Origin of the sequence: Burkholderia sp. RF2-non_BP3, assembly GCF_001522185.1 — a bacterium.
Taxonomy (GTDB): Bacteria; Pseudomonadota; Gammaproteobacteria; order Burkholderiales; family Burkholderiaceae; genus Burkholderia; species Burkholderia diffusa.
This window is the reverse complement of sequence record NZ_LOSU01000033.1, coordinates 422,282-447,780: the sequence shown is the minus strand read 5'-3', so window position 1 is coordinate 447,780 and position 25,499 is coordinate 422,282. Positions and strand designations below refer to the sequence as shown.

At 66.5% G+C, this 25,499-nt stretch carries 25 protein-coding genes; 17 read left to right on the top strand and 8 right to left on the bottom strand.

The window, feature by feature from the left end; translation table 11 throughout:
* Positions 1–96: 96 nt before the first annotated feature.
* From WS45_RS18315 to WS45_RS35095, 5 genes are all read right to left on the bottom strand, one after another.
* Positions 97–480 carry a GtrA family protein gene (locus tag WS45_RS18315; protein WP_059700972.1) on the bottom strand — a complete coding sequence of 128 codons (384 nt, stop codon included), beginning with the start codon at positions 478–480 and terminating at the stop codon, positions 97–99.
* Positions 481–495: 15 nt separating this feature from the next.
* On the bottom strand, positions 496–1,539 hold the full coding sequence (locus WS45_RS18310) for a glycosyltransferase family 2 protein (protein WP_059700971.1): 1,044 nt from the start codon (positions 1,537–1,539) through the stop codon (positions 496–498).
* Between the two features lie 28 nt (positions 1,540–1,567).
* On the bottom strand, positions 1,568–2,947 hold the full coding sequence (locus tag WS45_RS18305; protein ID WP_059700970.1) for a glycosyltransferase family 87 protein: 1,380 nt from the start codon (positions 2,945–2,947) through the stop codon (positions 1,568–1,570).
* The gene (locus WS45_RS18300) at positions 2,944–4,182 is read right to left on the bottom strand and encodes a glycosyltransferase family 87 protein (RefSeq protein WP_059700969.1); all 1,239 of its coding nucleotides are present in this window, start codon (positions 4,180–4,182) and stop codon (positions 2,944–2,946) included. The genes WS45_RS18305 and WS45_RS18300 overlap by 4 nt, the downstream gene beginning before the upstream one ends.
* 250 nt (positions 4,183–4,432) lie before the next feature.
* Positions 4,433–4,966 carry a hypothetical protein gene (locus WS45_RS35095; RefSeq protein ID WP_156437217.1) on the bottom strand — a complete coding sequence of 178 codons (534 nt, stop codon included), beginning with the start codon at positions 4,964–4,966 and terminating at the stop codon, positions 4,433–4,435.
* A gap of 254 nt (positions 4,967–5,220) precedes the next feature.
* On the opposite strand from WS45_RS35095, the gene WS45_RS18295 reads away from it, so the two are divergent.
* The 17 genes from WS45_RS18295 (at position 5,221) to WS45_RS18215 (ending at position 23,040) form a co-directional block, all read left to right on the top strand.
* Positions 5,221–5,403 (top strand): Flp family type IVb pilin, encoded by a 183-nt coding sequence (locus WS45_RS18295; RefSeq protein ID WP_059451855.1) that lies wholly within the window; start codon positions 5,221–5,223, stop codon positions 5,401–5,403.
* 167 nt (positions 5,404–5,570) lie between these two features.
* A complete protein-coding gene (locus WS45_RS18290; protein WP_059536016.1) occupies positions 5,571–5,777 on the top strand; it encodes a Flp family type IVb pilin in 207 nt (68 codons plus the stop codon).
* Positions 5,778–5,808: 31 nt separating this feature from the next.
* The gene (locus WS45_RS18285) at positions 5,809–6,348 is read left to right on the top strand and encodes an A24 family peptidase (RefSeq protein ID WP_059700968.1); all 540 of its coding nucleotides are present in this window, start codon (positions 5,809–5,811) and stop codon (positions 6,346–6,348) included.
* 32 nt (positions 6,349–6,380) lie between these two features.
* Positions 6,381–7,781 carry an ATP-binding protein gene (locus WS45_RS18280; protein WP_059700967.1) on the top strand — a complete coding sequence of 467 codons (1,401 nt, stop codon included), beginning with the start codon at positions 6,381–6,383 and terminating at the stop codon, positions 7,779–7,781.
* Positions 7,782–7,816: 35 nt separating this feature from the next.
* Positions 7,817–8,662 (top strand): Flp pilus assembly protein CpaB, encoded by an 846-nt coding sequence (gene cpaB, locus WS45_RS18275; RefSeq protein WP_059536027.1) that lies wholly within the window; start codon positions 7,817–7,819, stop codon positions 8,660–8,662.
* A 115-nt stretch (positions 8,663–8,777) separates the two neighbouring features.
* Positions 8,778–10,730 (top strand): type II and III secretion system protein family protein, encoded by a 1,953-nt coding sequence (locus tag WS45_RS18270; RefSeq protein ID WP_059700966.1) that lies wholly within the window; start codon positions 8,778–8,780, stop codon positions 10,728–10,730.
* Positions 10,731–10,750: 20 nt separating this feature from the next.
* Entirely contained in the window at positions 10,751–11,050 is a 300-nt protein-coding gene (locus tag WS45_RS18265; RefSeq protein WP_059700965.1) for a hypothetical protein, read from the top strand.
* Positions 11,051–11,075: 25 nt separating this feature from the next.
* Positions 11,076–12,347, top strand: coding sequence for a pilus assembly protein TadG-related protein (locus WS45_RS18260; RefSeq protein WP_059690482.1), 1,272 nt, complete (start codon positions 11,076–11,078; stop codon positions 12,345–12,347).
* 13 nt (positions 12,348–12,360) lie between these two features.
* On the top strand, positions 12,361–12,894 hold the full coding sequence (locus WS45_RS18255) for a TadE/TadG family type IV pilus assembly protein (protein WP_059690483.1): 534 nt from the start codon (positions 12,361–12,363) through the stop codon (positions 12,892–12,894).
* A complete protein-coding gene (locus WS45_RS18250; RefSeq protein ID WP_059536043.1) occupies positions 12,891–13,334 on the top strand; it encodes a TadE/TadG family type IV pilus assembly protein in 444 nt (147 codons plus the stop codon). Before WS45_RS18255 ends, WS45_RS18250 begins: the two co-directional genes overlap by 4 nt.
* 22 nt (positions 13,335–13,356) lie before the next feature.
* A complete protein-coding gene (locus tag WS45_RS18245; protein WP_059700964.1) occupies positions 13,357–14,565 on the top strand; it encodes an AAA family ATPase in 1,209 nt (402 codons plus the stop codon).
* A 19-nt stretch (positions 14,566–14,584) separates the two neighbouring features.
* Positions 14,585–15,952, top strand: coding sequence for a CpaF family protein (locus WS45_RS18240; protein WP_059536051.1), 1,368 nt, complete (start codon positions 14,585–14,587; stop codon positions 15,950–15,952).
* A 33-nt stretch (positions 15,953–15,985) separates the two neighbouring features.
* On the top strand, positions 15,986–16,963 hold the full coding sequence (locus WS45_RS18235) for a type II secretion system F family protein (protein WP_059700963.1): 978 nt from the start codon (positions 15,986–15,988) through the stop codon (positions 16,961–16,963).
* A 38-nt stretch (positions 16,964–17,001) separates the two neighbouring features.
* On the top strand, positions 17,002–17,976 hold the full coding sequence (locus WS45_RS18230; protein WP_059690485.1) for a type II secretion system F family protein: 975 nt from the start codon (positions 17,002–17,004) through the stop codon (positions 17,974–17,976).
* A 920-nt stretch (positions 17,977–18,896) separates the two neighbouring features.
* Positions 18,897–21,545: a xanthine dehydrogenase family protein molybdopterin-binding subunit gene (locus WS45_RS18225; RefSeq protein WP_257140522.1), complete on the top strand. Its 2,649-nt coding sequence runs from the start codon at positions 18,897–18,899 to the stop codon at positions 21,543–21,545.
* The gene (locus WS45_RS18220) at positions 21,542–22,060 is read left to right on the top strand and encodes a (2Fe-2S)-binding protein (protein ID WP_059690487.1); all 519 of its coding nucleotides are present in this window, start codon (positions 21,542–21,544) and stop codon (positions 22,058–22,060) included. The genes WS45_RS18225 and WS45_RS18220 overlap by 4 nt, the downstream gene beginning before the upstream one ends.
* On the top strand, positions 22,057–23,040 hold the full coding sequence (locus WS45_RS18215) for a hypothetical protein (protein ID WP_059700961.1): 984 nt from the start codon (positions 22,057–22,059) through the stop codon (positions 23,038–23,040). Before WS45_RS18220 ends, WS45_RS18215 begins: the two co-directional genes overlap by 4 nt.
* A 117-nt stretch (positions 23,041–23,157) precedes the next feature.
* Here WS45_RS18215 and WS45_RS18210 read toward each other — a convergent pair whose 3' ends face one another.
* The 3 genes from WS45_RS18210 to WS45_RS18200 all read right to left on the bottom strand — a co-directional run bounded on the left by WS45_RS18210 (position 23,158) and on the right by WS45_RS18200 (position 25,476).
* Positions 23,158–24,267, bottom strand: coding sequence for an S-(hydroxymethyl)glutathione dehydrogenase/class III alcohol dehydrogenase (locus WS45_RS18210; protein WP_059536073.1), 1,110 nt, complete (start codon positions 24,265–24,267; stop codon positions 23,158–23,160).
* Positions 24,268–24,325: 58 nt separating this feature from the next.
* Positions 24,326–24,601, bottom strand: a complete 276-nt coding sequence (gene frmR, locus WS45_RS18205; protein WP_006753040.1) for a formaldehyde-responsive transcriptional repressor FrmR — start codon at positions 24,599–24,601, stop codon at positions 24,326–24,328.
* Between the two features lie 110 nt (positions 24,602–24,711).
* Entirely contained in the window at positions 24,712–25,476 is a 765-nt protein-coding gene (locus WS45_RS18200) for a LysR substrate-binding domain-containing protein (RefSeq protein ID WP_059701036.1), read from the bottom strand.
* Between the last annotated feature and the right edge of the window lie 23 nt (positions 25,477–25,499).

Here is a 25,499-nt window from a genome sequence, read left to right as displayed (position 1 = left end):
TCGGGCCGGCCACGCATCATGCTAGCAGGCGTCGCTCGCCTCGGGTGCGATGGTTCCGTGACCAATCGGTGAATGCTTTGACCCCACTGCCTGCGGTTATCGATACGTCCACAGCCGGTGCATCACGAACATCGTCGGCGGGATCAGTAGCGCGATTGCGACGATCGCCGCACCGCGCGGCATGTCGAGCAGTTCGGCCGCACGCGCGAGCAGCATCGTTTCGGCGAAGCCGGCCAGCGCGACGGTCAGATAGCGCAGCAAGCTGCGCGAATGCACGGTCGACGAGAAGCTCCACAGCGTATTCGCGAGATACGAGAACGCCGTCGCGCAGACGAACGCGACGGCGTTGGCGGTCACCTGAGTCGCGTCGAACAGCGCATACATCGCGGAGGCGACCAGCAAATGCAGCGCGGTCGAGCCGAGTCCGGACAGGCCGAAGCGCGCCAGCCGCACGCGCTCGGCATAAAGCAGGTCGAACATCGCTGCCTCCGCTGCTCAGCGCTCGCCCACCCGCACGCGGGCCGGCTGCGCGCGGCGGCGTGCGTTCGGGCGCCGCGTATCGCGCGCGACCGGCAGTTCGATCACCTTGGCGTGCGTCTGGTAGCGGCGGCGAATCAGATAGACCGGGCGTTGTTTCGACTCGTCGTAGATGCGTCCGATGTACTCGCCGACCACGCCGATGCCGACGAGCTCGATCCCGCCGATGAACAGCGTCACCGACAGCAGCGACGCATAGCCGAGCACCGGGTTGCCGAACAGCAGCGTGCGGCCCACGATGAACGCGCCGTACAGGAACGCGAGTGCGGCGATGCTGAGGCCGATGTAGGTCCAGCTGCGCAGCGGCACGGTGCTGAAGCTCGTGATTCCCTCGAGCGCGAAGTTCCACAGCTTCCAGCCGGAGAATTTCGAGTGCCCGGCGCTGCGCGCTTCACGCTGATATTCGATGATCACGGTCTGGTAGCCGACCCACGCGAACAGCCCCTTCATGAAGCGATGGCGCTCGGGCAGGCTGCGCAGCGCGTTCACGACCTTGCGGTCCATCAGCCGGAAGTCGCCGACGTTCTCCGGCAGCTTCACGTCCGACAGCATGTTGTGCACGCGGTAGTAGATCGCGGCGGCGGTGCGCTTCGCGAACGAATCGCATGCGCGGCTGCTGCGCTTCGCGGCGACGACTTCCGCGCCGTCGCGCCAGTGTTCGAGCATCACCGGAATCAGGCTCGGCGGGTCCTGCAGGTCGGCGTCGAGCGGAATCACCGCGTCGCCGGCCGCTTCGTCGAGGCCGGCCGTCAGTGCCGCTTCCTTGCCGAAGTTGCGGGTGAGATCGATGACGCGCACGCGGCGGTCGATCATGCTGACCCGGATCAGGCGTTCGAGGGTGTCGTCGCGGCTGCCGTCGTTCACGCAGACGATTTCGAAGCGGATCGAATCGAGTTCGGCCATCAGCGGAATCACGGCGTCGAAGAAGCGTTCGACGGCCTCGCCTTCGTTGTAGAACGGTACGACCAGCGAGACGAGCGGTGTGTAGAGTGGTTCGCGCATGATGGGTTCCCCTGTGATGACGTGCGTGTCAGCGGCCGGCACCGAAGGTCGGGCGGCCGGTGCGGCGCAGTCCGTGCGCCGGGCGGTGGTGTGAGCGGACCGGATGCGGGAAGCCAGTCTCGGTCGAGTTGTCGCGTGCGTCGGGCATCGACGGCACGTCGTGCCTTTCTTGTGCAATCCGGCTGACGAGCAGCGCCAGCGATGCCAGCGTGACGAGCGGCATGAACTGGAACGGCAGATGCGTGACGATCGCGAGGCCGGCGAGCGGCGTCGCCCACATCAGCATCAGCCATTCGCGATCGAAGCGGCGCCAGCCGTGCGTCCACGCATAGCGCGCATACCACGCGATCACGAGCCCGTACCAGGTCAGGTCGTAGTCGTACAGGTACGGGCTGACGATCAGGCATGCGCAGGCGAGCGTGGCGGCGCGCAGCGCGTACGAACACGCGCCGCGCCACGCGTACACGACGGCGATCGCGGCGGCCGCGGCCGACAGCAGCTGCAGGCCGCGCGCGATGTAGGCAGGCCAGCCGGCGAGGGTGGCGAGCGCGAACACGGTCGGCATGCGCGCGAGCTTGACGTGGCCCGCATTGACCGTCTGATACGCGTCGTTGATGCCGTGCGCGAACGCGATCCACGACCCGATCCCGAACGCGAGCGTCGTCAGTACGACGCCAGCAGCGATCGTCGCGGCCCATGCGGCCAGTGCGCGCCATTGTCCGGCGCAAAGCAGCGCGAGCGGAAACAGGACCGCCATCTGCGGCTTCATCGTCAGCAGACCGAAGCAGATGCCGGCGATGACGGAGCGGCGATTCAGCGTCAGCAGTCCGAGGCCGGCGAGCGTCGCGGTCAGCAGGCTCGTCTGCCCGACGATCACCGTGAGGAACGCGCCGGGGAATGCGAGCGCGCAGAGCAGCGCGGCATCGCGCTGCACGGTGGCGCGGATCGTCACCGCGAACAGCATGCAGGTCCCGCCAAGCCACAGCACCAGCGCGAGCAGGTACGGCATCCAGCCGAGCGGAAGCACCAACAGCAGCATGGTCGGCGGATAGAGCCACGGCAGCGAGCCGTCCGCGGCGTTCAGCGTCGGGATCGCGAGTTTCTCGATCGCGAAGAGCGAGGAGAACTGCCATGCGTCCACCGCATGCCCGAGCGCGGCGAGCCGCGCGGCGCTCCAGATCGGTGCGAAATCCTGCGCGAGCGGTTCGGGCACGGACGTATGCGACCCATGCACGCGTGCGAGATAGATGCAGATGAACAGCAACTCGGTGAACAGTACGGCCGCCGCATAGAGGCGTACCCGATCGCGATTGAGCCAATGCGGGAAACGGCGCGGGCCGGCGATCGGCAGTTCCGGATGAGCGTCGAGGGCCGAATCGACGTGCAGAAGGGAGAGTGGCGTTTTCATTGCGCATTCCGCGACGCGAGGGTCGAGCGACGCACGACGACGAACAGGACGGCGAGCAGCACGACCGGGCCGATCTGCGGCAGCCGCGTGATCCGGTTGAACACCTCGAATACCGGCAACAGCCATGCGAGCACGATCACGATCTGATCTCCCGGCAGCCAGCCTTCATCGAGTCCGTGGGCGATCAGGCAGAAGACCGCGATGCCGAGCCAGGCCAGTTCGTAATGCCACAGATAGGGCGTCGACAACAGCGTGGCGACCACCAGCGCCGCGCCGCGCAGCCGCATGTCGTCCGTGCGACGCCAGACCTGAACGGCGGCGGTGATGGCGAGCAATCCCACGGCGGCTTGCGCGGCGAGCGAGGCCGGAATCGATGCACCCGCGAGGCGGAGCGCCGCGAACGTCGTCGGCGAAACGAACCAGTAGGCGGGAAGGGTGAAGTGCATGCCGCGCACGATCGACATCGCATGGGCCAGGCCGCTCAGGGAGCCCGTGCCGGTCAGTGCAATGCCGGCCACGGTGAACAGCACGGTCGTGATCGCCGCCGACATGAAGGTTCGCCACGAGCGCGTCGCGATCAGCACGAACGGAAACACCATCGCCATCTGCGGCTTGATGGCGAGCAACCCGATCAGCATGCCGGCGACGATCGGGCGTCGGCCGAGGAAATGCAGCGCGAGCGCGGCGATGCCGGCGGTCAGGATGCTGTTTTGCCCGTACAGGATGGACGCGAACACGCCCGAATAGGCGAGCACCGCGAGCGCCGCGGCGCGCGGAACGGGCAGGTGCGCACGCAGGCCCGACAGTCTCAGGGCGGCATACGCGTAGCATAAAAGACTGCCCGCAAAAAAGAGGAAATACGCGGGCAGGAAAGGCACGAGGGCAACCGGCGCGATGAACAGCAGCATCGTCGGCGGATAGAGCCAGGGCAGCGATTGGTGACCGATGTAGGCACCGAACCGCGCGACCTCGGCATGAGAGAAGAAGACCGGATCGTAGATCGCTGCGGCGTGGCCTTGCAGCACGAGTTGCGACGCGGTCCAGAAGACGGAGAAGTCGACACCCGGTCGGGCAGTCGACTGGGACGTGAAGGCGTCCGTTACGACGCCCCAGACGATCAGAAAGGTCACGCACAGCAGCAGCATGACGCAGCTGTACGGAACGATCCGGTCAGCCGTCAACCATTGAGCACAGCGTTTGGCGCGATAGCGCACTCCACGATTGGCTGTGTACATGATGCCCCGTTTGCAGTGAAGGCTGCCTGAGCTTCGGCAGCCATTTTGTGTTGTCGTGTATCCGAATCGAATCGCGCTCGATGGCGCTGTCCGGTGAATGCATTGTTGGAGAAAAAATCGCGTGACGCAAACCGCGGGCTGAATCGTGGAATCGCGATTCGACGGCGATATGGCTGAAAAGCGGGTTTTCACGTCTGAGAAAACCGCACCGGCGCAAACGATGTTTCTCGCTTGAAACATTCCGTGTTTTTCACCGCTCCGGCGGTATGCGGAATGCGCGTCGGGCGACGGGTGATCCAGATTCGGGAAAATCCCGAGAAAATTTTTTGGCGCCCTTGCACAGCACGGCGGCGCGCTGCCGGCACGCGGCGCCGGCCCGCATGCGTATATCAAATCTGAAACATTTTGTGCGGTGCGCCGAAACCCGGTCGACGGGTGAATCGCCGGAACCCTTGATGCGCCTCGTTTTCCCTCCGGCTGGCCTGCTCTTTGCGTCAAGGTCCGCACGACAGTCGACGACGTGATGAACGACCGGTTGAAGCAACAGGCTGACAAGACCGGATTCAATCACCTGCGGAAAGCAACGGATCGAGGGCGCGTCGGGGAATACGCCGCCCAGGCCTTGAAAACCGCCGGAAACGTCGACTGGGCGAATAGGCGACGGCATTGTCCGCGCAAAAAGAATCACATGACAGCATTGGGGAATAAAAATGAAAGACCAGAGCACGCCGCGGCTCGCATGCCGCGCAGAAGACCCGCAGTCGCATCGACGCATCAGCGTCATCCGCTCAATCCGTATTCATGCACGGAACGGTCGTTTCGCCGTTCTGCTCGATCGCGTCATTCGCCAGATCGCAGCGCGCATGGATATCGCACGCATCAGCTCACCGACCATCGTTCGCCAGGCCAGGCTCGTACCCTGCCGTGTGCGTCGCTGAGCGCAGCATCCGAATCCTTGTGTTGTTCCGGTAGTACCCCCGCTCCCCGCGTCGATCCCCGACAACGGGATTTTTATAGTAGTGCGAAAGGAGAGTAGCCATGTCCACGTTCATCCAGAAGATCCGCGGTTTCGTTCAAGACGAACAAGGCGTGACGGCCATCGAATACGGCCTGATTGCCGCACTGATCGCAGTTGGCCTCGTTGCAGCACTGACGCTGGTCGGCAACGACCTCAAGACCGTCTTCAACACGATTGCAGACGATCTCAACGCGGCGATCTGAATGGCGGGGCGGCGAACGGTGGGTCCGGCCCGTTCGTCGCCATCCCGTCGATCGTGCAGGGCCGGACACTCAACCAACAGATGTCGAATGGATCGAACGGCGGACGACTCGGCCGGTGCACTGCGCGAGTCTCCCCGCTCTCTTGACCAACCGAATCGGAGGCTGTCATGCGGACCAGCGGACGTGCGGTAGCGGTATCGCGATGGATCGGCGACGAGCAGGGGGTGACGTCGATCGAGTACGCGCTGATCGCGGCAGTATTCGCCACCATCGTGCTGGGAAGCGTGGTCACACTGAAAGGTTCGGTTGAAGACGCGTACAACATGATCGCGTCGATCGTGACCGCGGCGGTCAATACCGCACTGGGTCAGTGATTCCGACTAATACAGCCAATCGAGGTTCGCCATGTTGCCTGCCGCGCTGCCTTATCCGGTCCCGTTGTGCGTGACGGTGCTCGTCGTCGTCGCGGCCAGCACGGACATCACGAGCCGACGCATCCCGAACCGGCTCGTCGCGATCGGGCTGGCCGGTGCGCTGATCGCCCAGTGCGCGCTGCACGGGGTCCAGGCCGGCGCACTCGCGTGGCTTGGCGGCGCGGCGACCGGCTTCGGCATGCTGCTGCCGTTCTATCTGCTGCGCGGAATGGCTGCAGGCGACGTGAAGCTGATGCTGGCGATCGGCGCATGGGTCGGCGCGCAGATGACGTTCTACATCGTGCTGGCCACCTTTCTGGCCGGCGGGATCGGCGCGATCGGCCTTGTGCTGGTGCGCGGGCGCATGCGCCAGATGTGGGCGAACGTCCGGGCGCTGATCGCGCATCGCTCGATCCGCGCGTATGCAGGGGCAACCGACGGCCCCGTGGAAGTCGCGTCGGTCGGCGCGTTGCCGTATGGCGTCGCGATTGCCGCCGGCACGCTGGGCATGCTGTTCGTTTCGCGCGTCTAGCGCGACGAACCCGCAACGAGGATGAAACGCACATGAACACGATCCCCACCGAACCGAAGCGCGACGCGCAGGTTACACACCTGCCGCATCCGTCGCCGTTGCGGGAGGCTTATGCGAAGCCGGGCACGCAGTTGCCTGCCGCGCCGCGCTCGCTCGAGGAAACCGGACTGAGCCAGTCGTTCGTCGCGGGGCTCGTGCTGAAGTCGACGCTGGTGCTCGGCCGGCCGTCCTACGGCGACCTGATCGAGCGCCACTGCCTGCCGCTCGCGGTGCTCGACGACATCTTCGCGTTCCTGGTACGCGAGCATCTGGTCGAACTCACCCATCGCGGCAAGACGGACCTCGACGTGACGTTCCGCCTGACCGACGCGGGCCGCGTGGCCGCGCTCGAAGAGTGCGCGCGCAGCACGTACAGCGGCCCCGCGCCGGTGACGCTCGACGCGTATCTCGACTGCGTGTCCACCCATTCGGTGCGCAAGCTGCGCGTGGCCCAGAACGACGTATGGGCCGTATTCGAAGGCGTCGTGATGGACACGTCGGTACTCGACTCGGCGGCCGCCGCGCTGAACTCCGGCCGTCCGCTGCTGATCTACGGCCCCGCCGGCAGCGGCAAGACCTTCCTCGCCGAGCGGCTCGGTGCGTTGATGGGCGGCCATGTACCGGTGCCGTATGCGATCTATGCGGCCGGGGAGGTGATCCAGATCTACGATCCGCTCGTGCACGTCGACGCGCCGTCGCAAACGGAGGGCCAGTCGATCGATCGCCGCTGGCGCCTGTGCGAGCGGCCGGTCGTGATGTCCGGCGGCGAGCTGACGCTCGACGAGCTCGACCTGCGCCGCGATGAGGCGGCGGGCTTCTACCAGGCGCCGCCGCACATGAAGGCGAACATGGGCATGTACATCGTCGACGATCTCGGCCGCCAGCGCGTCGAGCCGCGCGACCTGCTCAACCGCTGGCTGCGTCCGCTCGATCGCGGCGTCGACTTCCTGACGCTCGAGTCCGGCAATCGATTCGTGCTGCCGTTCGACGTCTGGCCGGTGTTCTCGAGCAACCTGGCGCCGGAGCAGTTCGCCGACGACGCATTCCTGCGCCGGCTCGGTTCCAAGCTTCACGTCGGCCCGCTGTCGATCGACCACTACCGCGCGGTGTTCGACGCCGCATGCGAGTCGCTCGGACTGGTGTCGACGCAGGACGCCTTCGACTATCTGCTGCACCGGCTGCACCTGCCGACCGGCAAGGCATATCTCGCATGCTTCCCGATGGATCTGCTGCGCCTCGTCGCCGCCGGCGCGCGGTATCGCGGCGATCCGCCCGAAGTGACGCACGACGCGCTGCACGACGCATGGGCCAGTTATTTCGGCACGGCGCCCGAGCGCGACGGCGGATATCTGCCGCCTGCCGAGCACGGCGGTCACACAGTCATAACCGGTTGAGCCGTTTCTTTCACGATTCGTTGAGGAGCATTGCCATGAAAAACAGTCGAGCGCTCATGATGCTGATCGTCGCGATGGTCGCGGGGCTTGCCGCGGTCGTGTTCGCGTCCCGCTGGTTGATGAATACATCCAGCAGCTCGGTCACGTCGGTCGCGGTGGCGACCACCGACCTGAACCTGGGCGAGCCGCTCGGGCCGAACCAGATCCGCATGGTGAGCTGGCCGTCGGGCAGCGTGCCGACCGGCGCGTTCACCGACACGAAGGAACTCGAGGGGCGCGTCGTGCGCACGAGCCTCGCGCGCGGCGAGCCGGTGATCGAGTCGAAACTCGCGCCGGTCGGCACGAAAGGCGGGCTGTCCGCCGTGATCGCCGACGGCAGCCGTGCGATCACCGTGCGCGTGAACGACGTGGTCGGCGTCGCGGGCTTCGCGCTGCCGGGCAACTACGTCGACGTGATCGTCAACACGCAGGAACAGCAGGGCAAGACCGACGGGCAGAGCATCTCCAAGATCGTGCTCGAGCACATCCTGGTGCTGGCCGTCGCGCAGCAGGTCAGCCGCGACGACACCGCACCGAAGGTGGTCAACGCGGTGACGCTCGAAGTCACGCCCGACCAGGCCGAACGCCTCGACCTCGCGCGCAGCGTCGGCACGCTGTCGCTCGTGCTGCGCAACCAGGTCGACCAGAAGACGCTGACGACCGACGGCGCGACCAAGCTGACGCTGCTCGGCAAGGCTCCGGTGCCGGATGCACCGCCCGCACCGGTACACGAACGCGTACGCACCGTGCGCGTGCACGTCGCATCGCACGCGGCACCGGAGGCGCGCCACGATTGTGTCGGCGTGCTGACCGGCGTGCGGGGCAGCGTCGAATGCTTCTGAAGCCGTAGAACACACATCCAGACAAACACATCAACCAGATCGGCCGCCGTCAGGGCACGGCGGCCTTGGAAGTCGACAACCGGCGGCTCGCCGGTCACTCGGGGGATCAGACGAAATGAAGATCAATCCGCAACATTCAGGTACCGGCCCGGTGCGCACACGCATCGCACGGGGCACGATGATGGCCGCGATCCTGTGTACGGGGTGGCTGACGGTATACAGCGCGCTGGCCCAGGAAGGCGCGGAATCGGCTGCGCTGATGAAGGGCGGCGCGAGCGCGCCGGCTGCCGTCGCCAAGGGGCCGATGCAGATGACGATCAGCATGGCGCCGGCGGTTGCCGCCGCGCCTGCCGCGTCGGCAGGCCCGCTGCGCGGACCGAATTGCGTGGGCGCGGTGCGCGAGTCGACCAGCGTCAGCGTGCCGCTCGGCAAGTCGCTGCTGGTGCCGATGCCGGAGCCGGTCCGCAACCGGACCATCGGCAACCCGGCCGTCGCGCAGGCGACGATGGTGTCGCCGCAGACGCTGTACATCCTCGGGCTGACGGTCGGCACGACCAACATGATCGTGCAGGGCCGCAGCGGTGCATGCCGCGTGATCGACGTGGCGGTCGGCGCGGACGCCGGCGGCCTGCAGGCGTCGCTGACGCAGCTGATGCCGAACGAGCGCGACATCCACGTCTCGACTGCCGCCGGCACGATCGTGCTGGCGGGCAACGTGTCGAACTCGCAGGCCGCGCAGCAGGCGGTGCAGATCGCCCGCGCGTACAGCGAAAGCGCCGGCGACGGCAGCGGCAAGGGCGCCGGCGTGCTGAACATGCTGGCCGTCACGTCGCCGCAGCAGGTGATGCTCGAGGTGAAGGTCGCCGAAGTGTCGAAGACGCTGATCAACCAGATGGGCAGCGCATTCAACATCCAGGGCGGCTTCGGCTCCTGGAGCGGCGCGCTCGTCAGCAACCTGCTCGCGGGTGTCGCGAGCGCCGCGGTCTTCAACAAGGCGAACAACAAGCCGTTCAGCATCGCGGCCGATGCGCAGAACACCGACAACCTCGTCAAGATCCTCGCGGAGCCGAACCTCGTGACGATCAGCGGCCAGGAGGCGACGTTCCTCGCCGGCGGCAAGATCTTCATCCCGGTACCGCAGAGCAGCGGGACGGGCACGTCGTCGATCACGCTGCAGGAAGAGGAGTTCGGCGTCGCGCTGAAGTTCACGCCGACGGTGCTGGGCAACGGCCGGATCAGCCTGAAGGTCGCGCCGGAAGTGTCGGAACTGTCGCAGACGGGGGTCACGCTGAGCGCGACCAACATCGGCGGCACCTCGATCCTGCCGCTGATCACGACCCGGCGCGCGTCGACGACGGTCCAGATGGGCGACGGCGAATCGTTCGCGATCGGCGGGCTGATCAAGGACAACGCGAGCGGCGCGCTGAAGGCGATCCCCGGTGTCGGCGAGGTGCCGGTGCTCGGCGCGCTGTTCCGCAGCACGTCGTTCCAGCAGGACCGCACCGAGCTGATCTTCGTGATCACGCCGCACCTGGTGAGGCCGTTGCAGACCGCCGACCTGCCGCTGCCGACCGACAGCTTCTCGAAGCCCAACGAAGCAGACGTGTATGCGACCGGCAACATGGAAGGCCGCAAGGGTGTCCGCAAGGCGGGCGCGCAACCGGCGAGCGGCGCGATGAATGCACCGCAGACGCCGGCACCGGCTCCCGCGCCGCAATCGGCTGCACCGGCCGCCGCACTGCCCGCACCGCGTGCGCCGCAACCTGCCGAAGCACCGGCACCGGCACCGGTGCCGGCGCAGCCCGAGAAGCCGGCGGCCGCAGCGGCCGCCACGGCGGGGGCGGTGAACGTCGAACCGGTGCCTGCCGTGCCGTTGCGGCCGCAACCACAGGCCGACGCGGCCAGCGCGGCACGGATCGCGCGCATCGAAGCCGCTGCCGCGCGTCTCGCGGCGGCCGGCTCCGACACGCCGGCAAAACCGGCGCCGCGTTCGAAGCAGAGTCTGCCGGCCGCCGCCCACGCGCAGATCGCGCGGGCGAATGCGGAACCCGCGTCCAACGATCGTTGAAGCCATCCAAGGGGAAGCTCATGAAATCCGCCTACCTCGTATTCGTGCGCCGTGCGGCGCTCGCCGTCCCGCTCGCGTTCGCGCTTGCCGGCTGCATGTCGTCCACGCCGGTGTGGGACAGCCGCTTCGGCGACTCGGTCCGCGCCGTCACGCAAGCCCAGATCATCGATCCGCATGCCGCCGAACACGCGGCCTCGCGGCAGGGGGTCGACGGCAGTGCCGCCGCGTCCGCGCTCGACAACTACGACAAGTCGTTCAGGCAGCCCGAACCGAAAGCGAATGCATTCGTGATCGGGATCGGCAAGTCGTCGGGGCAATAACACAGGCACGCTCAGGGAGAACGCCATGTCCAGCGCAGCTCGTCATCCGAAACTCACGCGTCGCGGTATGCGTCGCCAGCAAGGCGCCGTCGCGATCATCGTCGGCCTCGCACTGGCGGTGATGATCGGGTTCGTCGGTCTCGCGCTGGACCTTGGCAAGCTGTACGTCACGCGCAGCGAACTTCAGAACAGCGCCGACTCATGCGCGCTGTCCGCTGCGCGCGACCTCACGTCGGCCATCAGCCTGCAGGTCGCGGAGGCGGACGGCATCGCCGCCGGCCACTCGAATTTCGCGTTCTTTCAGCAGAACGCGGTGCAGATGCAAACGGATTCGAACGTCACGTTCAGCGATTCGCTGACCAATTCGTTCCTGACGAAGACGGCGGTCGCCACGCCGGCGAACATCAAGTATGTGAAGTGCACCGCGCAGTTGACCAACATCGCGCACTGGTTCATCGAAGTGCTCAACACGATTCCCGGCGTGCAGGTCGCGAACGCGGCGCAGGTATCGGCGAGCGCGATCGCGACGGTGGGCGCCGGGCAGACCACCTGTGCGATCCCGGTGTTCGTGTGCCGGGCGTCGTCCACCGCGCCGTACAAGGTGGGCGACTGGATCGCGTCGCCGTCCGGCTCGTCGTCGACGTACGGGCCCGGAAATTTCGGCTGGGCCGCGCTCGACGGTTCGACGAACGAAACGACCATCGCGAGCGAATTGTCCGGCAATACCTGCAACATCACGTCGCCGCCCAAGCTCGGTTCGACGGGCCTGAAGTCCGCGTCGCTGCGCGCCTGGAATACCCGTTTCGGCATCTACACGAACGGCGCCAACGGCTCGAGCGGCCAGCCGGACTTCACCGGCTACGCATACGTCGGCCCCAACTACGGGCCGCCGGGAACCGCGGGCATCGTCGGCGACGCGTACACGCAGTTCGTGCTCGATCGCGCAAGCTTCAAGTCCTACCAGGGCGACGGCGCGCCGCCGGCCGGCAGCGGCATTGCGACCAATGGGACCGCCACGGCAAGCAACTATCAGACGTTCGGCGGCGACCGTCGCGTCGCGCTTGCCCCCGAGGGCGACTGCTCGACGCTGAGTGGGGCAAGCAACCAGCTGACCGTCACGCAGTGGGACTGCGTGCTGATGCTCGATCCGCTGCCGTTCAGCCCGGGCGCCGGCGGGGTCGTCGCGCATCTCGAATACCTCGGCTCGGCGTCATCCGGCAACACGCCTTGCGCGACGCACGGTTTGCCGGGCAGCGGCAGCTCGGTCGGCCTCAAGGTGCCGATGCTCGTTCAATAGAGGAGACGCGATCATGAAAAGGTTCCCGATTCGCCGGTCGCGCATGCGCGGTGTCGCCGCGGTCGAGTTCGCGCTCGTGCTGATGCCGATGATCGTGCTCGCGACCGGTGTGGCCGAGTTCGGCCGCGCGATCTATCAGTACGAGACCCTCACCAAGGCGACGCGCGACGCAGCGCGCTACCTGTCGGTCTATCTGCCGGCCGACAGCGCGTATCCGCTCGCGGCGGCGCAGTGCCTGGTCGTCTACGGCAACACGACCTGCGGGTCTGCCGGCACCGAGCTGGTGCCGGGGCTCACGACATCGATGGTGATCGTGTGCGACGCCGCGCATTCGACCGATTGCGCCGACGCGTCCGACCCGCCGCAGTTCGCGAATCTGCCGACCTACGACTCGACGAACAACGCGGCAAGCGGCACGGCGACCGGCAGCATCAACGTCGTCGAGGTGAAGGTGAAGGGCTACCAGTACCAGCCGATTCCGGCCTACCCGGGGCTGTCGTCGATCACCTTCGGCAACATCGTCACCGTGATGAGGCAAGTGTCATGAACGCGCGTCCCTTTCCGCTGTCGCGCCGTCGCGGCCAACGCGGCGCGACGATCGTCGAGTTCGCGCTGATCGCATCGATCCTGATCATGCTGCTGATCGGCATCTTCGAATTCGGGCGCGTGCTGTTTTACTGGAACACCGCGACCGAGGCCATCCGGCTCGGCGCACGCACGGCGATCGTCTGCGACGTGAACGCCGCCGGCGTCGTGAAGCGCGTGAAGTCGCTGATGCCGATGCTGTCGAACGCGAACGTGTCGGTGAGCTACACGCCGTCAGGTTGCGACGTGAGCTCCTGCTCGTTCGTGACCGTCAGCATCACCAACGTCACGGTCAGGACGATGATTCCGATCGCGAACGTCGCGATCACGATGCCGCCGTTCACCACGACGATGTCGCGGGAAAGCCTGAACTCCTCGACGGGCGGTAGCGCCTGTCAATAATCGAAACCGACGAGGCACAGTCATGATCAATATCCTCGTAGCTGCCGACGATACCGCCCGGCTCACGCAGACCGCGCGCCTGGTCACCGACAGCGGACACTATCGCGTGACCCGAGCGCATGGACGGCCGTCCCAGATCGAGCATCGAACGGACGGGCTCGATTCATTCGACATCCTGCTGATCGACGGCGCGACGACCGACGCGTCCGAGCTGTCGGCGCTCGAACGGATCTGCCGGCTGCACCCGGGCCTGACCTGCATTCTGGTGACGGCCGATGCGGCGCCGAACGTGCTGCTCGACGCGATGCGGGCCGGCGCGCGCGACGTGCTGCAGTGGCCGCTCGATCCCGCGGCGCTCGCCCGCGCGCTCGAGCGTGCCGCCGCGCAGAGCACGCGGCGCGACGGCGACGATACGCGCTTCGTGTCGTTCATGTCGTGCAAGGGCGGCGCGGGCACGAGCTTCGCCGCGAGCAACGTTGCGTACGAGATCGCCGAAACCCACAAGCGCCGCGTGCTGCTGGTCGATCTGAACCAGCAGTTCGCGGATGCCGCGTTCCTCGTCAGCGACGAGACGCCGCCGTCGACGCTGCCGCAGCTGTGCGCGCAGATCGAGCGACTGGACGGCGCGTTTCTCGACGCGAGCGTCGCGCACGTGACGCAGAACTTCCACGTGCTCGCGGGTGCGGGCGACCCGGTCAAGGCCGCGGAGATGCGCGAGGATGCGCTCGAATGGATCCTCGGCGTCGCGGCGCCGCGCTACGACTTCGTGATCTTCGACATCGGCGTGAGCATCAATCCGCTGTCGATGATCGCACTGGATCGCAGCGACCAGATCCAGCTCGTGCTGCAGCCGGCGATGCCGCACGTGCGCGCGGGCCGCCGGCTGCTGGAGATTCTCGTGTCGCTCGGCTACCCGACCGACCAGATGCGGCTGGTGGTGAACCGGATGACGCGCGCGAGCGAACGGTCCCGCACCGCGCTCGAGGAAGTGCTCGGCCTGCACGCGAGCAGCACGATACCCGACGATGCCGACACCGTGCGCGAGGCGCTCGACCAGGGGCATCCGGTCTCGCGCGTCGCACGCAGCGCCGCGGTGACGCGTGCGTTGCAGGCCTGTGCGAAGCAGATCGTCGAAGGGGACGTGCGCACCCGGCACGACACGTCCAGCAGCGAACCGTTGATGTCACGGCTGTTCGGCCGCAAGGCCACGCCGAAGCTCAAGTCCATGTGAATCTTTCGGGGAAACCATCATGTCATTGCGCGAACAGATGTCCTTGTACCGGACGCAGCCGCAGGCGGCGGGCACCGAACCGGCAGGTGCGACGCATTCGTCGGTACGCGACGCGTACCAGAAGCTGCGCCGTGAAATTCATCTGGCGGTTCTTGAGCGGGTCGAGCTGGAGCGCCTGTCACGCCTGCCGCAGGAACAGGTCCGGCAGGAAATCGCGGCGCTGATCTCGCGCATCCTCGACGAGGAGCGCCTGCTCGCGAACGACATCGAGCGGCGCCAGCTCGTGATCGACGTGTACGACGAAATGTTCGGCTTCGGACCGCTGGAGGCGCTGCTGCGCGACCCCGGCATCTCCGACATCCTCGTGAACACGTACCGCCAGGTGTACGTCGAGCGCGCCGGCCAGCTCGAGCTGACCGACGTGACGTTCTACGACGACGCGCACCTGATGAAGGTGATCGAGAAGATCGTGTCGCGGGTCGGGCGCCGCATCGACGAATCGACGCCGATGGTCGATGCGCGTTTGCCGGACGGCTCGCGCGTGAACGCGATCATTCCACCGTCGGCGATCGACGGGCCGCTGATGTCGATCCGGCGTTTCGCGGTCAACCCGCTGAAGATGGACGACCTCGTGAGTTACCAGAGCCTCACGCCGCCGATGGCGGAACTGCTCGATGCGCTGGCCAGGGCGAAAGTGAACGTGCTCGTGTCGGGCGGGACCGGCAGCGGCAAGACGACGCTGCTCAACATCCTGTCGGGCTTCATCCCGCGATCGGAGCGGATCGTGACGATCGAGGATGCGGCGGAGCTGCAGCTTCAGCAGCCCCACGTGCTGCGACTCGAAACGCGGCCGCCGAACATCGAGGGCAAGGGCGAGATCACGCAGCGCACGCTCGTGCGCAACGCGCTGCGGATGCGGCCCGACCGGATCATTCTCGGCGAAGTGCGCGGCGCGGAAGCGCTCGACATGCTCAACGCGATGAACACCGGCCACGAAGGCTCGCTCGCGACGATCCACGCCAACACGCCGCGCGATGCGCTCACGCGGCTCGAGAACATGATCAGCGTCGGCGGCCTGACGCTGCCGCCGAAGACGATGCGTCAGCAGATCGCGTCGGCGATCTCGGTGGTGGTCCAGGCGACGCGGCTCACCGACGGCAAGCGCAAGATCGTCAGCATCCAGGAGCTGACCGGGATGGAAGGCGACATCATCAACATGCAGGAGATCTTCACGTTCAAGCGCACCGGCATGGATCGCGACGGAACGGTGCGCGGACACTTCTGCGCGACCGGCGTGCGGCCGAAGTTCGCCGAGCGGCTGCAGGCGTTCGGCATCAACCTGCCGGATTCACTCTACGACCCGGCGCAGCGTTACGAGACGAAGTGACGGCGCGCGTTCGTCTGATTCCGGGGAGGTCTCATGGACTCGATATTCTACGGTTTTGTGATTCTCACCTTCGTCGCGGTCGTGCTCGCGATCGAAGGTGTCTATCAATGGTGGAACTCACGCCACGGTGCCGCGGCACGCCGCATCGAGTCGCGCCTGCGCGCGATGTCGGCCGGCGGCAGCGTGCAGCAGGAGCGGCTGTCGATTCTCAAGAAGCGGATGCTCGACGAGTCGAAACCGTTCGACCGGCTGCTGCTGCGCGTGCCGCGTGTGCAGTCGGTGGATCTGCTGCTGCAGCAATCGGGGCTCGACTGGACGGTGGCGAAGCTCGTCGTGTACAGCGCGGTATTGCCGGTGACGGCGATGCTCGTCCTGTTGTTCACTCCGTTGCCGCTGATCGCCGTGGTGCCGATTGCGTTGCTGACCGCGTGCTTTCCGGCCTTGTACGTGATGCGGCATCGCAACCGGCGGATGCTCAAGCTCGAGCGCCAGCTGCCGGATGTCTGCGACATGATCGCGCGCGCGCTGCGCTCCGGCCACTCCTTCACGAGCGCGCTCGGGATGGTCGGCGAGGAGTTTCCGGATCCGATGGGCGGTGAATTCCGGATCACGTTCGACGAGATCAACTACGGCGTATCGCTGCACGATGCGCTGGTGAACCTCGCGACGCGCGTGCCGGCCCATGACCTGCGCTACTTCGTGATCGCGGTGCTGATCCAGCGCGAAACCGGCGGCAACCTGGCCGAGCTGCTCGACAGCATCGCATCGCTGGTTCGCGAGCGCTTCAAGCTGTTCGACAAGGTCCGCGTGCTGTCGGCGGAAGGGCGGCTGTCGGCCTGGATCCTCGGGCTGCTGCCATTCGGCACGGCGGGCATGATGGCGGTGTTGAACCGGGAGTTTCTGTCGGTGCTCTGGCAGGATCCGGCCGGCATCAAGATGGTTGGCGTGATGCTGGGGTCGATGGCATTCGGCATGCTGTGGATTCGCCGCATCATCCGGATTCGCGTCTGACGCGTGTCTCAGGCTTCACGAACCGATTCGAGGCTGTCATGCAAAACCTGAGCGTAGTACATACCGTGATGCTGGCCGGCTTGTTCATCTTCGTCGCCGGCGGCGTGCTGGTCGCGATGCTGCTGTTTGCGCCGCGCAACATGGAGCGCCGGATCCAGCAGGCGAGCGGAGCAAGTGTCGGCATCGGCGCCGGCGCGGGCGACGGCGGCGGGCAGGCATCGCGCTGGGTCGCGAAGCTCGTCGAGCTGTCGCAACCGATTTCCCGGCTGTCGGTGCCGCAGGAGGGCTGGGAGAATTCACCGCTGCGGATCCGGCTGATGAACGCCGGCTGGCGCGATCCGAACGCGGGCGCGCTTTACTTCGCGGCGAAGACGGTACTCGCGCTGGCGCTGCCGGGCGCGGCGCTGCTGGCACTCGCCACGACCCGGCTCGCGGGTCAACGCATGCTGCTGTCGTTCATTCTCGTCGCGCTCGCCGGGATCGGCTACTACGTGCCGAACGTGATCCTCAAGCGGCGGATCGCGACGCGTCAGCGGGTGATCTTCGAGGACTTTCCGGATGCGCTCGACCTGCTGACCGTATGCGTCGAAGCAGGGCTCGGGCTCGATGCGGCGCTGATGAGGGTGAGCGAGGAACTGCGCTTTCGCAGCGAAGTGGTCGCGAGCGAGCTCGACTTGCTGCTGCTCGAGATGCGTTCCGGGTTCACCAAGGAAACCGCGCTGCGCAATCTGGCACTGCGGACCGGCGTCGAGGACATCGAATCGTTCTGCGCGATGCTGATCCAGGCCGACCGCTTCGGCACGAGCATCGCCGAATCGCTGCGCGTGCTGTCCGACATGCTGCGCACGCGGCGGCGGATGCGCGCCGAGGAGCGCGCCGCGAAGATCGCGCTGAAGCTGCTGTTCCCGCTGATCTTCTGCATCTTCCCGGCGCTGATGTGCGTGTTGCTCGGGCCGGCGATGATTCACGTATATCGCGTGCTGCTGCCGACCTTCACGAGCATCGGGCAGTAAGCAGCGGCGCGGGACTGCCGCGCGAACCGGATGTATGTGCCGACCGGGCATCGCGGGCCGGCACGGTCACCGTCTTCATGGGAGGCTCCTCCTCCCCCCGGGCGGCGCCGCGAGACAGGTCGATCATAGCGGCGTCAACGCAACCCGGACCCATGGTCGACCATGGAGACAGCCGTAGTCCACTGCCCGCGCGGGTGGCCCCCTACGGCTAACCCTGGACGGAAAACCGCCCGGAATGGACCAGCCGTCACGGCTGAATCCATTCGTGTCGATAACGCGAGCGATTGTTTACCGGATTGCTGGTCGACGCAGGCAACCGCCGCGCGGCCGCGGCACGTATCGACAGATGCCGCCGCCGATGCGCGCGTCATCGCGCCCGAAAATCTCCTTGAAATCGTCGATTCGAATTCCTACGATTGTTCAAAATCAGGCTCGAATGATGCCGCGAACGGGACGATCGCCCCGCGTCGCGGAAAGAACGAACACAGCGCCTGAAAATCGAGCGACTGCCCGACGATACGGGCGACAGGCCAGTCAAGCACGATCGGGGCCGGGGGAATCATGAACGAATACGCAGCGCGATGCACGCCGCCTGACGCTTCATCGAACAGGCGCCCACCCGCGCGGACCGAACCCGCGATGCCGCCGGACTTCGGCGCGCGTCGTCTCCCTCCCGATTCCTGACGGCCGGCGCGCGCAACCGCGCCCGGAACACCGCTTTCTCACCGACATCCTGTGCACCGACGCACACGCGTATCGGGCCGCTCGCGGCCGGCGTGGCGACGCACGTCGCGCACTCGACGGACCGACATAACAATTCGAACGAGGGACGCAGCATGGCCATCCATGTGCCTGTGACACGCCGGACGTTTCTGAAGCTCGCCGGCAGCGGCGCCGTCGTTGCCGTTTCGGTTACGCATTTGCCGGCACTCGTACTCGCCGCAGGCGAGACGCAGGCCGATGCGGACGGCCCGAGCTGGGCGCCGGTGCCCGGAAAGGCGCGCTGGCGCATCGATGGCATGCCGAAGGTAACGGGCCAGAAGATCTACGCGCGCGACTTCAAGTCCCGCGACTTCGTCGGCTGGCCGCAGCAGGAAAACTGGCTTTATGCACTGCGCTGCGACCGGGTCGACGCCGTGTATCAGGGCTACGATCTCGGCGTGCTGCCGCACGAACTGCGGCCGATCGCCATCGTCGACAACGCATTGCTGAGCGCGCGCAGGATCAAGCTTGCACCGGGGCCCGATCCGATCGCGAACCAGGACATCTACTGGCTCGCGCGAGTGGGTTACCCGGCGGACTGCTACGGGCAACCGGCCGCGCTGTTGATCTTCGAGAACTTCGACATCTATCGTCGCGCGAGGAAGCTGCTCGATTTCAATCGCGGCGTGATCCGCTACGGCGCGCCGGTCGGCACCGGCCAGGCCGCACCGGTCGTGCCGTATTCGCCCGTGACCGTCTACGTGCGCGACGACGCGCGGCGGTTCAGCTACGTCGACAACTACCAGACCGACGGCAACGGCAAGCCGACGGCGAAGTACCTGGAGGAACGTGAGGCGGCGGTCGCCAACATCGATGCGACGATCGCCAGCCACGCGGCCGCCGGCACGTGGATCGGCATTCGGGCGACGGGCGACGAGGGGTTCGAGACGCCGGCGATGGACCCGATGTTCATGGAGCCCGAAGCGGGACTCGCGTGGTACGACGCGTCCGCGTCGAAGATCAGCCTCGTGCTCGGCACGCAGTCGGCGAACGACGATGCGAATGGTGCGTGTGCGCTGTTCGACGGCAGCGCCGTCGCGGTCAAGGAGGCCCAGGTCATCGCGTGCTACCCGGGCGGTGGATTCGGCGGACGCGACAAATCCTACTTCCCGCTGTATCTGGCCCTGGCGGCACCGTTCGCGAAGGGCGCGCTGCGTTGGCAGCAGTCGCGCTACGAGCAATTCCAGGTTGGCCTGAAACGCTGCGAAACGCAGTTCTCCGAATCGCTGTGGTTCGACCGCCGCGGCAAGCTCGAAGCGATCACCTGCGATTTCCTGATGAACGGCGGCGGAAAGAAGAACCTGTCGCCGTACGTCGCGCAGCTTGCCGCGTTGAGCGCGATGAGCTGCTACGAGATTCCGCGGGCACGCGCGCAGGCCGCGTCGACCTACACGCGGGAAGTCTTCGGCGGTTCGCAGCGCGGCTTCGGCGGGCCGCAGGCGTTCATGGCGATCGAGACGCTGATGGACGAGGCTGCACGCCGGCTGGGGATGTCGCCGTTCGAGATCCGGCGCGCCAACCTGCTCGGCAAGGCGCCCGATCTCGGCAAGGGCCGCGCGATCACGGGCGCGCCGATCCTGTTCGACCTGCAGCTGGACGCGCTGCTCGACCGGCTCGAACGTCATCCGTTATGGCTCGAGCGTGAGCAGATTCGTGCCGAGCGCAGCGCGCGCGGCCTCCGCTACGGCGTCGGCCTCGCGATGGCGAACGAAGCATACGGCACTTCCGGCGACGGGATGTTCGGCATGGTGCAGATCCTGCCCGACGGCAACCTGCGCGTGGTCACGCCATACACCGACATGGGCAACGGCGCGGCCACGACGCTCGGTCTCGCGCCGGCCGAGTTTCTCGGGCAAAACGCGCAAACGATTGCGATGAGCGAGATCGGGCCGTTCAACGCGCTCGGGTTGAAGCGTTCGAGCAGTCCGCCCGACGACAGCAAGTACGTCTGCTACACCTACGGTTCGTCGAGCGCCTGTCTCGGCGCATTCCATCAGTACCACGCGGTCAAGGGCGCCGCGCAGGTGCTGTTTCTGCAGAGCGTGCTGCCCGCTGCGCGCGCGTGGTGGGGCATACCCGTGCGTGCGGAGGATGTGCGCTGGACCGATCGCGCACTCGCCGCGAACGGCCTCGCGCCGATTCCGTGGGCGGCGCTGCTCGGCACGATCAGGAAGCTAGGATTACAGACGATTGCGGCCGTGCATGCGAGTTATGCCGGGTATTTCTGGAAGGGAACCTATCCGTTCGCGTCCGGCAATGCGCAGATCGACTACGACTACGTGGCGGTCGGCCTCGATCCGTATCACCTGACGCCGTTGAAGCGCGTGCTGCAGCCGCCGCCGGTCAATACGACGCTTTACGGGCGCACGACCTACGCGCCGTCGGCGACGCTCGTCGCGGTGTCCGTCGATTCGGCGACCGGGCGCGTGAAGGTCGAACGCGTGGTGACGGCGGTGAGCGTTGGCCGGCAGTTGTCGCCGGAGCTCGTGGAAGGGCAGTCGCAGGGCGCGGTTGCGATGGGTATCGGCAACGTGCTGACCGAAACCTGTCCGCTGGGGCCGGACGGGCCGGGCGGCGGCCGATGGAATCTGGATCGCTACGAGGTCACGCGGCTGCCGGACATCCCCGTGCAGGAGCTGATCGCATTACCGCCGCCCGGCGGCGATCCCGCGAACGCACGCGGTATCGCGGAAGCGGTGATGTGTCCGATCGCGCCGGCGCTGCTCAATGCGCTCGCGATGGCGACGGGGCGGCGGTTCCGGGTGACGCCCGTGACGCCGGAGAAGATTCGGGAGGCACTGCAATGAGCAATCCGGTCCGAATGATCGTCAACGGCAAGCCCGTCGAAGCGGACGCGGCCGACGCGGACATGAACCTCATCGACTTCCTGCACGAGCGGCAGGACCTGACGGGCACCAAGCTGTGCTGTGGCATCGGCGTGTGCCGCGCGTGCACGGTCGGCGTGCGCAATGCGCCCGATGCGCCGATGGAAAAGACGCTGTCGTGCTCGACGCCGGTCAGCGCGATGGCGGACATGCACGTGTACACGATCGAGGGGCTCGCGCAGGGCGGCGCGCTGTCGCCGCTGCAGCAGAGTTTTCTCGAGTCGTTCGCGTTCCAGTGCGGTTACTGCGTGTCGGGTTTCCTGATGGCTGCGACCGCGATGCTCGATCATCTACGCGCGCAGCCGGTGCACGAGCGCGATCTCGACGCGATGATCGAAACCTGGGTGGGCGGCAACATCTGTCGTTGCACCGGTTACGTGAAGTACATCGAGGCCATTCGCAAGGTGGCGATACGCTACACGAAGGGGGCGGCATGACGATGAGAACCTGCGTCGTCGCGCTGGCGACGATGCTGGCCGCACAGGTCGCGCCGCTCGCGCTCGCGGCCGCAAGCGGCGATACGTCGCTGCACGAATATGCGCAGCAGTGCACCGACGAAATCGGCGAGATTCCCGCGTTCGACTGCAATGACGGCACCGATGTGCCGATCACCGTCAACGGCCGCGTGCCCGCGCGCTACGCGGCGCACATGACGTGCGATCGCCCGGCGCTGTTGCCCTACGACGCGCCGACGTCCGGACAGTGCACGCCGTATTCGAAGATCCTCGACCTGTCGCGCGGCGACACGCAGATCTCGGCGTTTTGCCGCCGCAAGCAGATCCGCGCGAACCGGAGCCCGTATTACGACGAAGTCGACATCGTGCTGCATCATGCGGGCAACGGCAAGACCTGCTGGTTTCATGCGGAGAAGGGCGGCGCCGAGGGCATGAACGCCGCGCGCGTGCCGCCGCCGAACGAGGCGACGCCACCGCCCGGCCATCCGTCCGCGGCGGAGTTCTGGTGGAAGCCGGCCGCGACCGCGACGAAGCGCTGCGTGTCGTGTCACGACGCGAGCCCGGTCATGTACAGTCCGTGGATCGGCCAGGTCTGGAACAAGGTGCCGACCGATCCGTGGGGCAAGTACGTGAATCTCGGCGCCGACTTCGCGTCGTGGACGTCGCACGCGATCAGCACGCCGGGCAATACCTGCATCGGCTGTCACCGGATCGGCGATCAGAACAGCTGCAAGATCTACGTGCCGCTGGCCGCGGGTTTGCTGCCGCCGCCGAAGGGAAGCAACGCGCGTGCGAGCCGGTATCCGATGACGCACTGGATGCCGATCGACAACAACAAGAGCCTGTATGAATGGAATGCGGCGAACGCGAAGTCGGTGAGCGACCTGCTCGAATGCTGTTCGGCGCGGGGCAAGAACGATCCGAAGTGCAGTTTCACGCCGGCCGCGCAGGCGGCCAAATAGGTCGCGCGCGGGTTGGGCGCCGGTTCCGATCGCCGGCACGTCCGGGCCGAGCGCCTGGCGTGCCGGCGGTATCGCGCAACGAGACCGGTTACTTCAGCCGATCTCGTTGCGCGTATTTCAGAAATGCACGACGGTCCGGATGGACTTGCCTTCGTGCATCAGGTCGAACGCTTCGTTGATGCCGGTGAGCGGCTTCGTGTGCGTGACGAACGGCGCCAGCTGGATCGTGCCGGCCATCGCTTCCTCGACCATGCCCGGCAGTTCGGAGCGGCCCTTCACGCCGCCGAATGCCGTACCGAGCCAGCGGCGACCGGTGACGAGCTGGAACGGGCGCGTGGAGATTTCCTGGCCGGCGCCCGCGACGCCGATGATGACGGACTGGCCCCAGCCGCGGTGCGCGCATTCGAGCGCGGCGCGCATCACGTTGACGTTGCCGATGCACTCGAAGCTGTGGTCGACGCCCCAGCCGGTCATGTCGACGATCACTTGCTGGATGGGCTTTTCGTGGTCCTTCGGATTGACGCAGTCGGTTGCGCCGAACACGCGCGCGAGGTCGAACTTGCCGGGGTTGGTGTCGATCGCGATGATGCGGCCGGCCTTCGCGAGCTTGGCGCCCTGAATCACCGCGAGGCCGATGCCGCCGAGACCGAATACGGCCACCGTATCGCCTTCCTGCACCTTCGCGGTGTTCTTCACCGCGCCGAGGCCGGTCGTGACGCCGCAGCCCAGCAGGCACACCTGCTCCGGGTTCGCGTCCGGGTTGATCTTCGCGAGCGAGACTTCGGCGACGACGGTGTATTCGCTGAACGTCGAGCAGCCCATGTAGTGATAGATCGGCTGGCCGTTGTAGCTGAAGCGCGTGGTGCCGTCGGGCATCACGCCCTTGCCCTGGGTGGCGCGCACCGACACGCACAGATTCGTCTTGCCGCTCTTGCAGAACAGGCACTCGCCGCATTCGGCGGTGTACAGCGGAATGACGTGGTCGCCGGGTTTCACGCTCGTCACGCCTTCGCCGACTTCCACCACGATGCCGGCGCCTTCGTGGCCCAGCACGGCGGGAAAGATGCCTTCCGGATCGTCGCCCGACAACGTGAAGGCATCGGTGTGACAGACGCCGGTATGGGTGATCTTGATGAGCACTTCGCCCTTGCGGGGCGGTTCGACGTCGATTTCGACGATCTGGAGCGGCTTACCCGCCTCGAACGCAACTGCGGCACGTGATTTCATGGCAATCCTGTCAAAAAAGAATCATCGAATGGCTCGGACGTCGACGAACCTGCGCCGGTCAGCGCAAGTAGGACCGGACGAGGGTCACGATATCGTCGATCGATCCGGACGAGGGCCGCGGGGCATCCGCGAGCTGGGTGAATTCCTCGCGCAAATGGCTTTCGAGCACGCCGGCCATCACGCCGTTGATCGCGCCGCGGATGGCAGCCAGTTGCTGAAGTATCGGGCCACAGTCCGCCCCCTCCTCGAGCGCTTGCTCGAGCGCGTTCAGTTGCCCGCGAACACGGCGCACGCGGGTCAGGACGCGTTTCTTTTCTTCGGGGGAATGGGGCATGGGATCGGTGGGTTCCGGATACTGGGGGGCAGTATAGAGCAATGCGGCGCGGAGGTATACGGGATCGCTGCCGGGCAGGCGCCGCGCGCGTGCGCCTGCCCGGCACATCGTCAGATCAGCAGCGTGAGCGTGCGGAACAGTGCAAGGTCCTCGCTGCGCGCCGACCGCGCATGCCGACGGATCACCTGCAGCAGGCAGTCGATGAAGCAGCGCGCGGCATCGCTCAGCGTGCTGCTGCGGCGCGTGACGATGCCGAGTTCGCTCGGCTCGAAGGTCTCCCTGAGCGACAGCACGCGCATCCGCTCACCGAACGGCGGCACCGCCGCGAGGATCGTCGGGCACCACGTGCACATGCCGGCCTGCTCGAGCATCGTCTGCAGCATCGCGACCGATTGCGCGCGCACGATGCGCCGCTCGTCGATCCGTGCGCCGTGCCGCGTAAACAGATAGTCGACGAGCGCGGCCTGGCCGTCGGCCGACGAATTCAGCACCCAGTCGCATTCGAGCAGGTCGTGCACCGACTTCGCGCGTTCGAGCGGATGCCCGGCGCGCACCATCACCGACGTCTCGTAGCGCAGCAGCGGCTCGAACGCGAATTCCTGCGCGCCGCCGCCGGCCTGCACGTGACCCAGCGCGAAATCCATGCTGCCGTCGCGCAGCAGCGGTTGCGCGACGGCCATCAGCGCTTCGTAGAGTTCGAGGCGCACGTCGGGCATCCGCTCGCGAAACCGCAGCACGGTTTCCGCGAGGAACGTCATCGTCAGCCACGGCGTGACGCCGACGCTCAGCCGCCCCTCGACGCGCCCGCGCATTCGTTCGAGATCGCTTTGCGCATGCTCGAGCTGCTTGAGCACGAGCTTCGCGTGCGTGAGCATGCGGGGATTCGGCACAAGTTCTG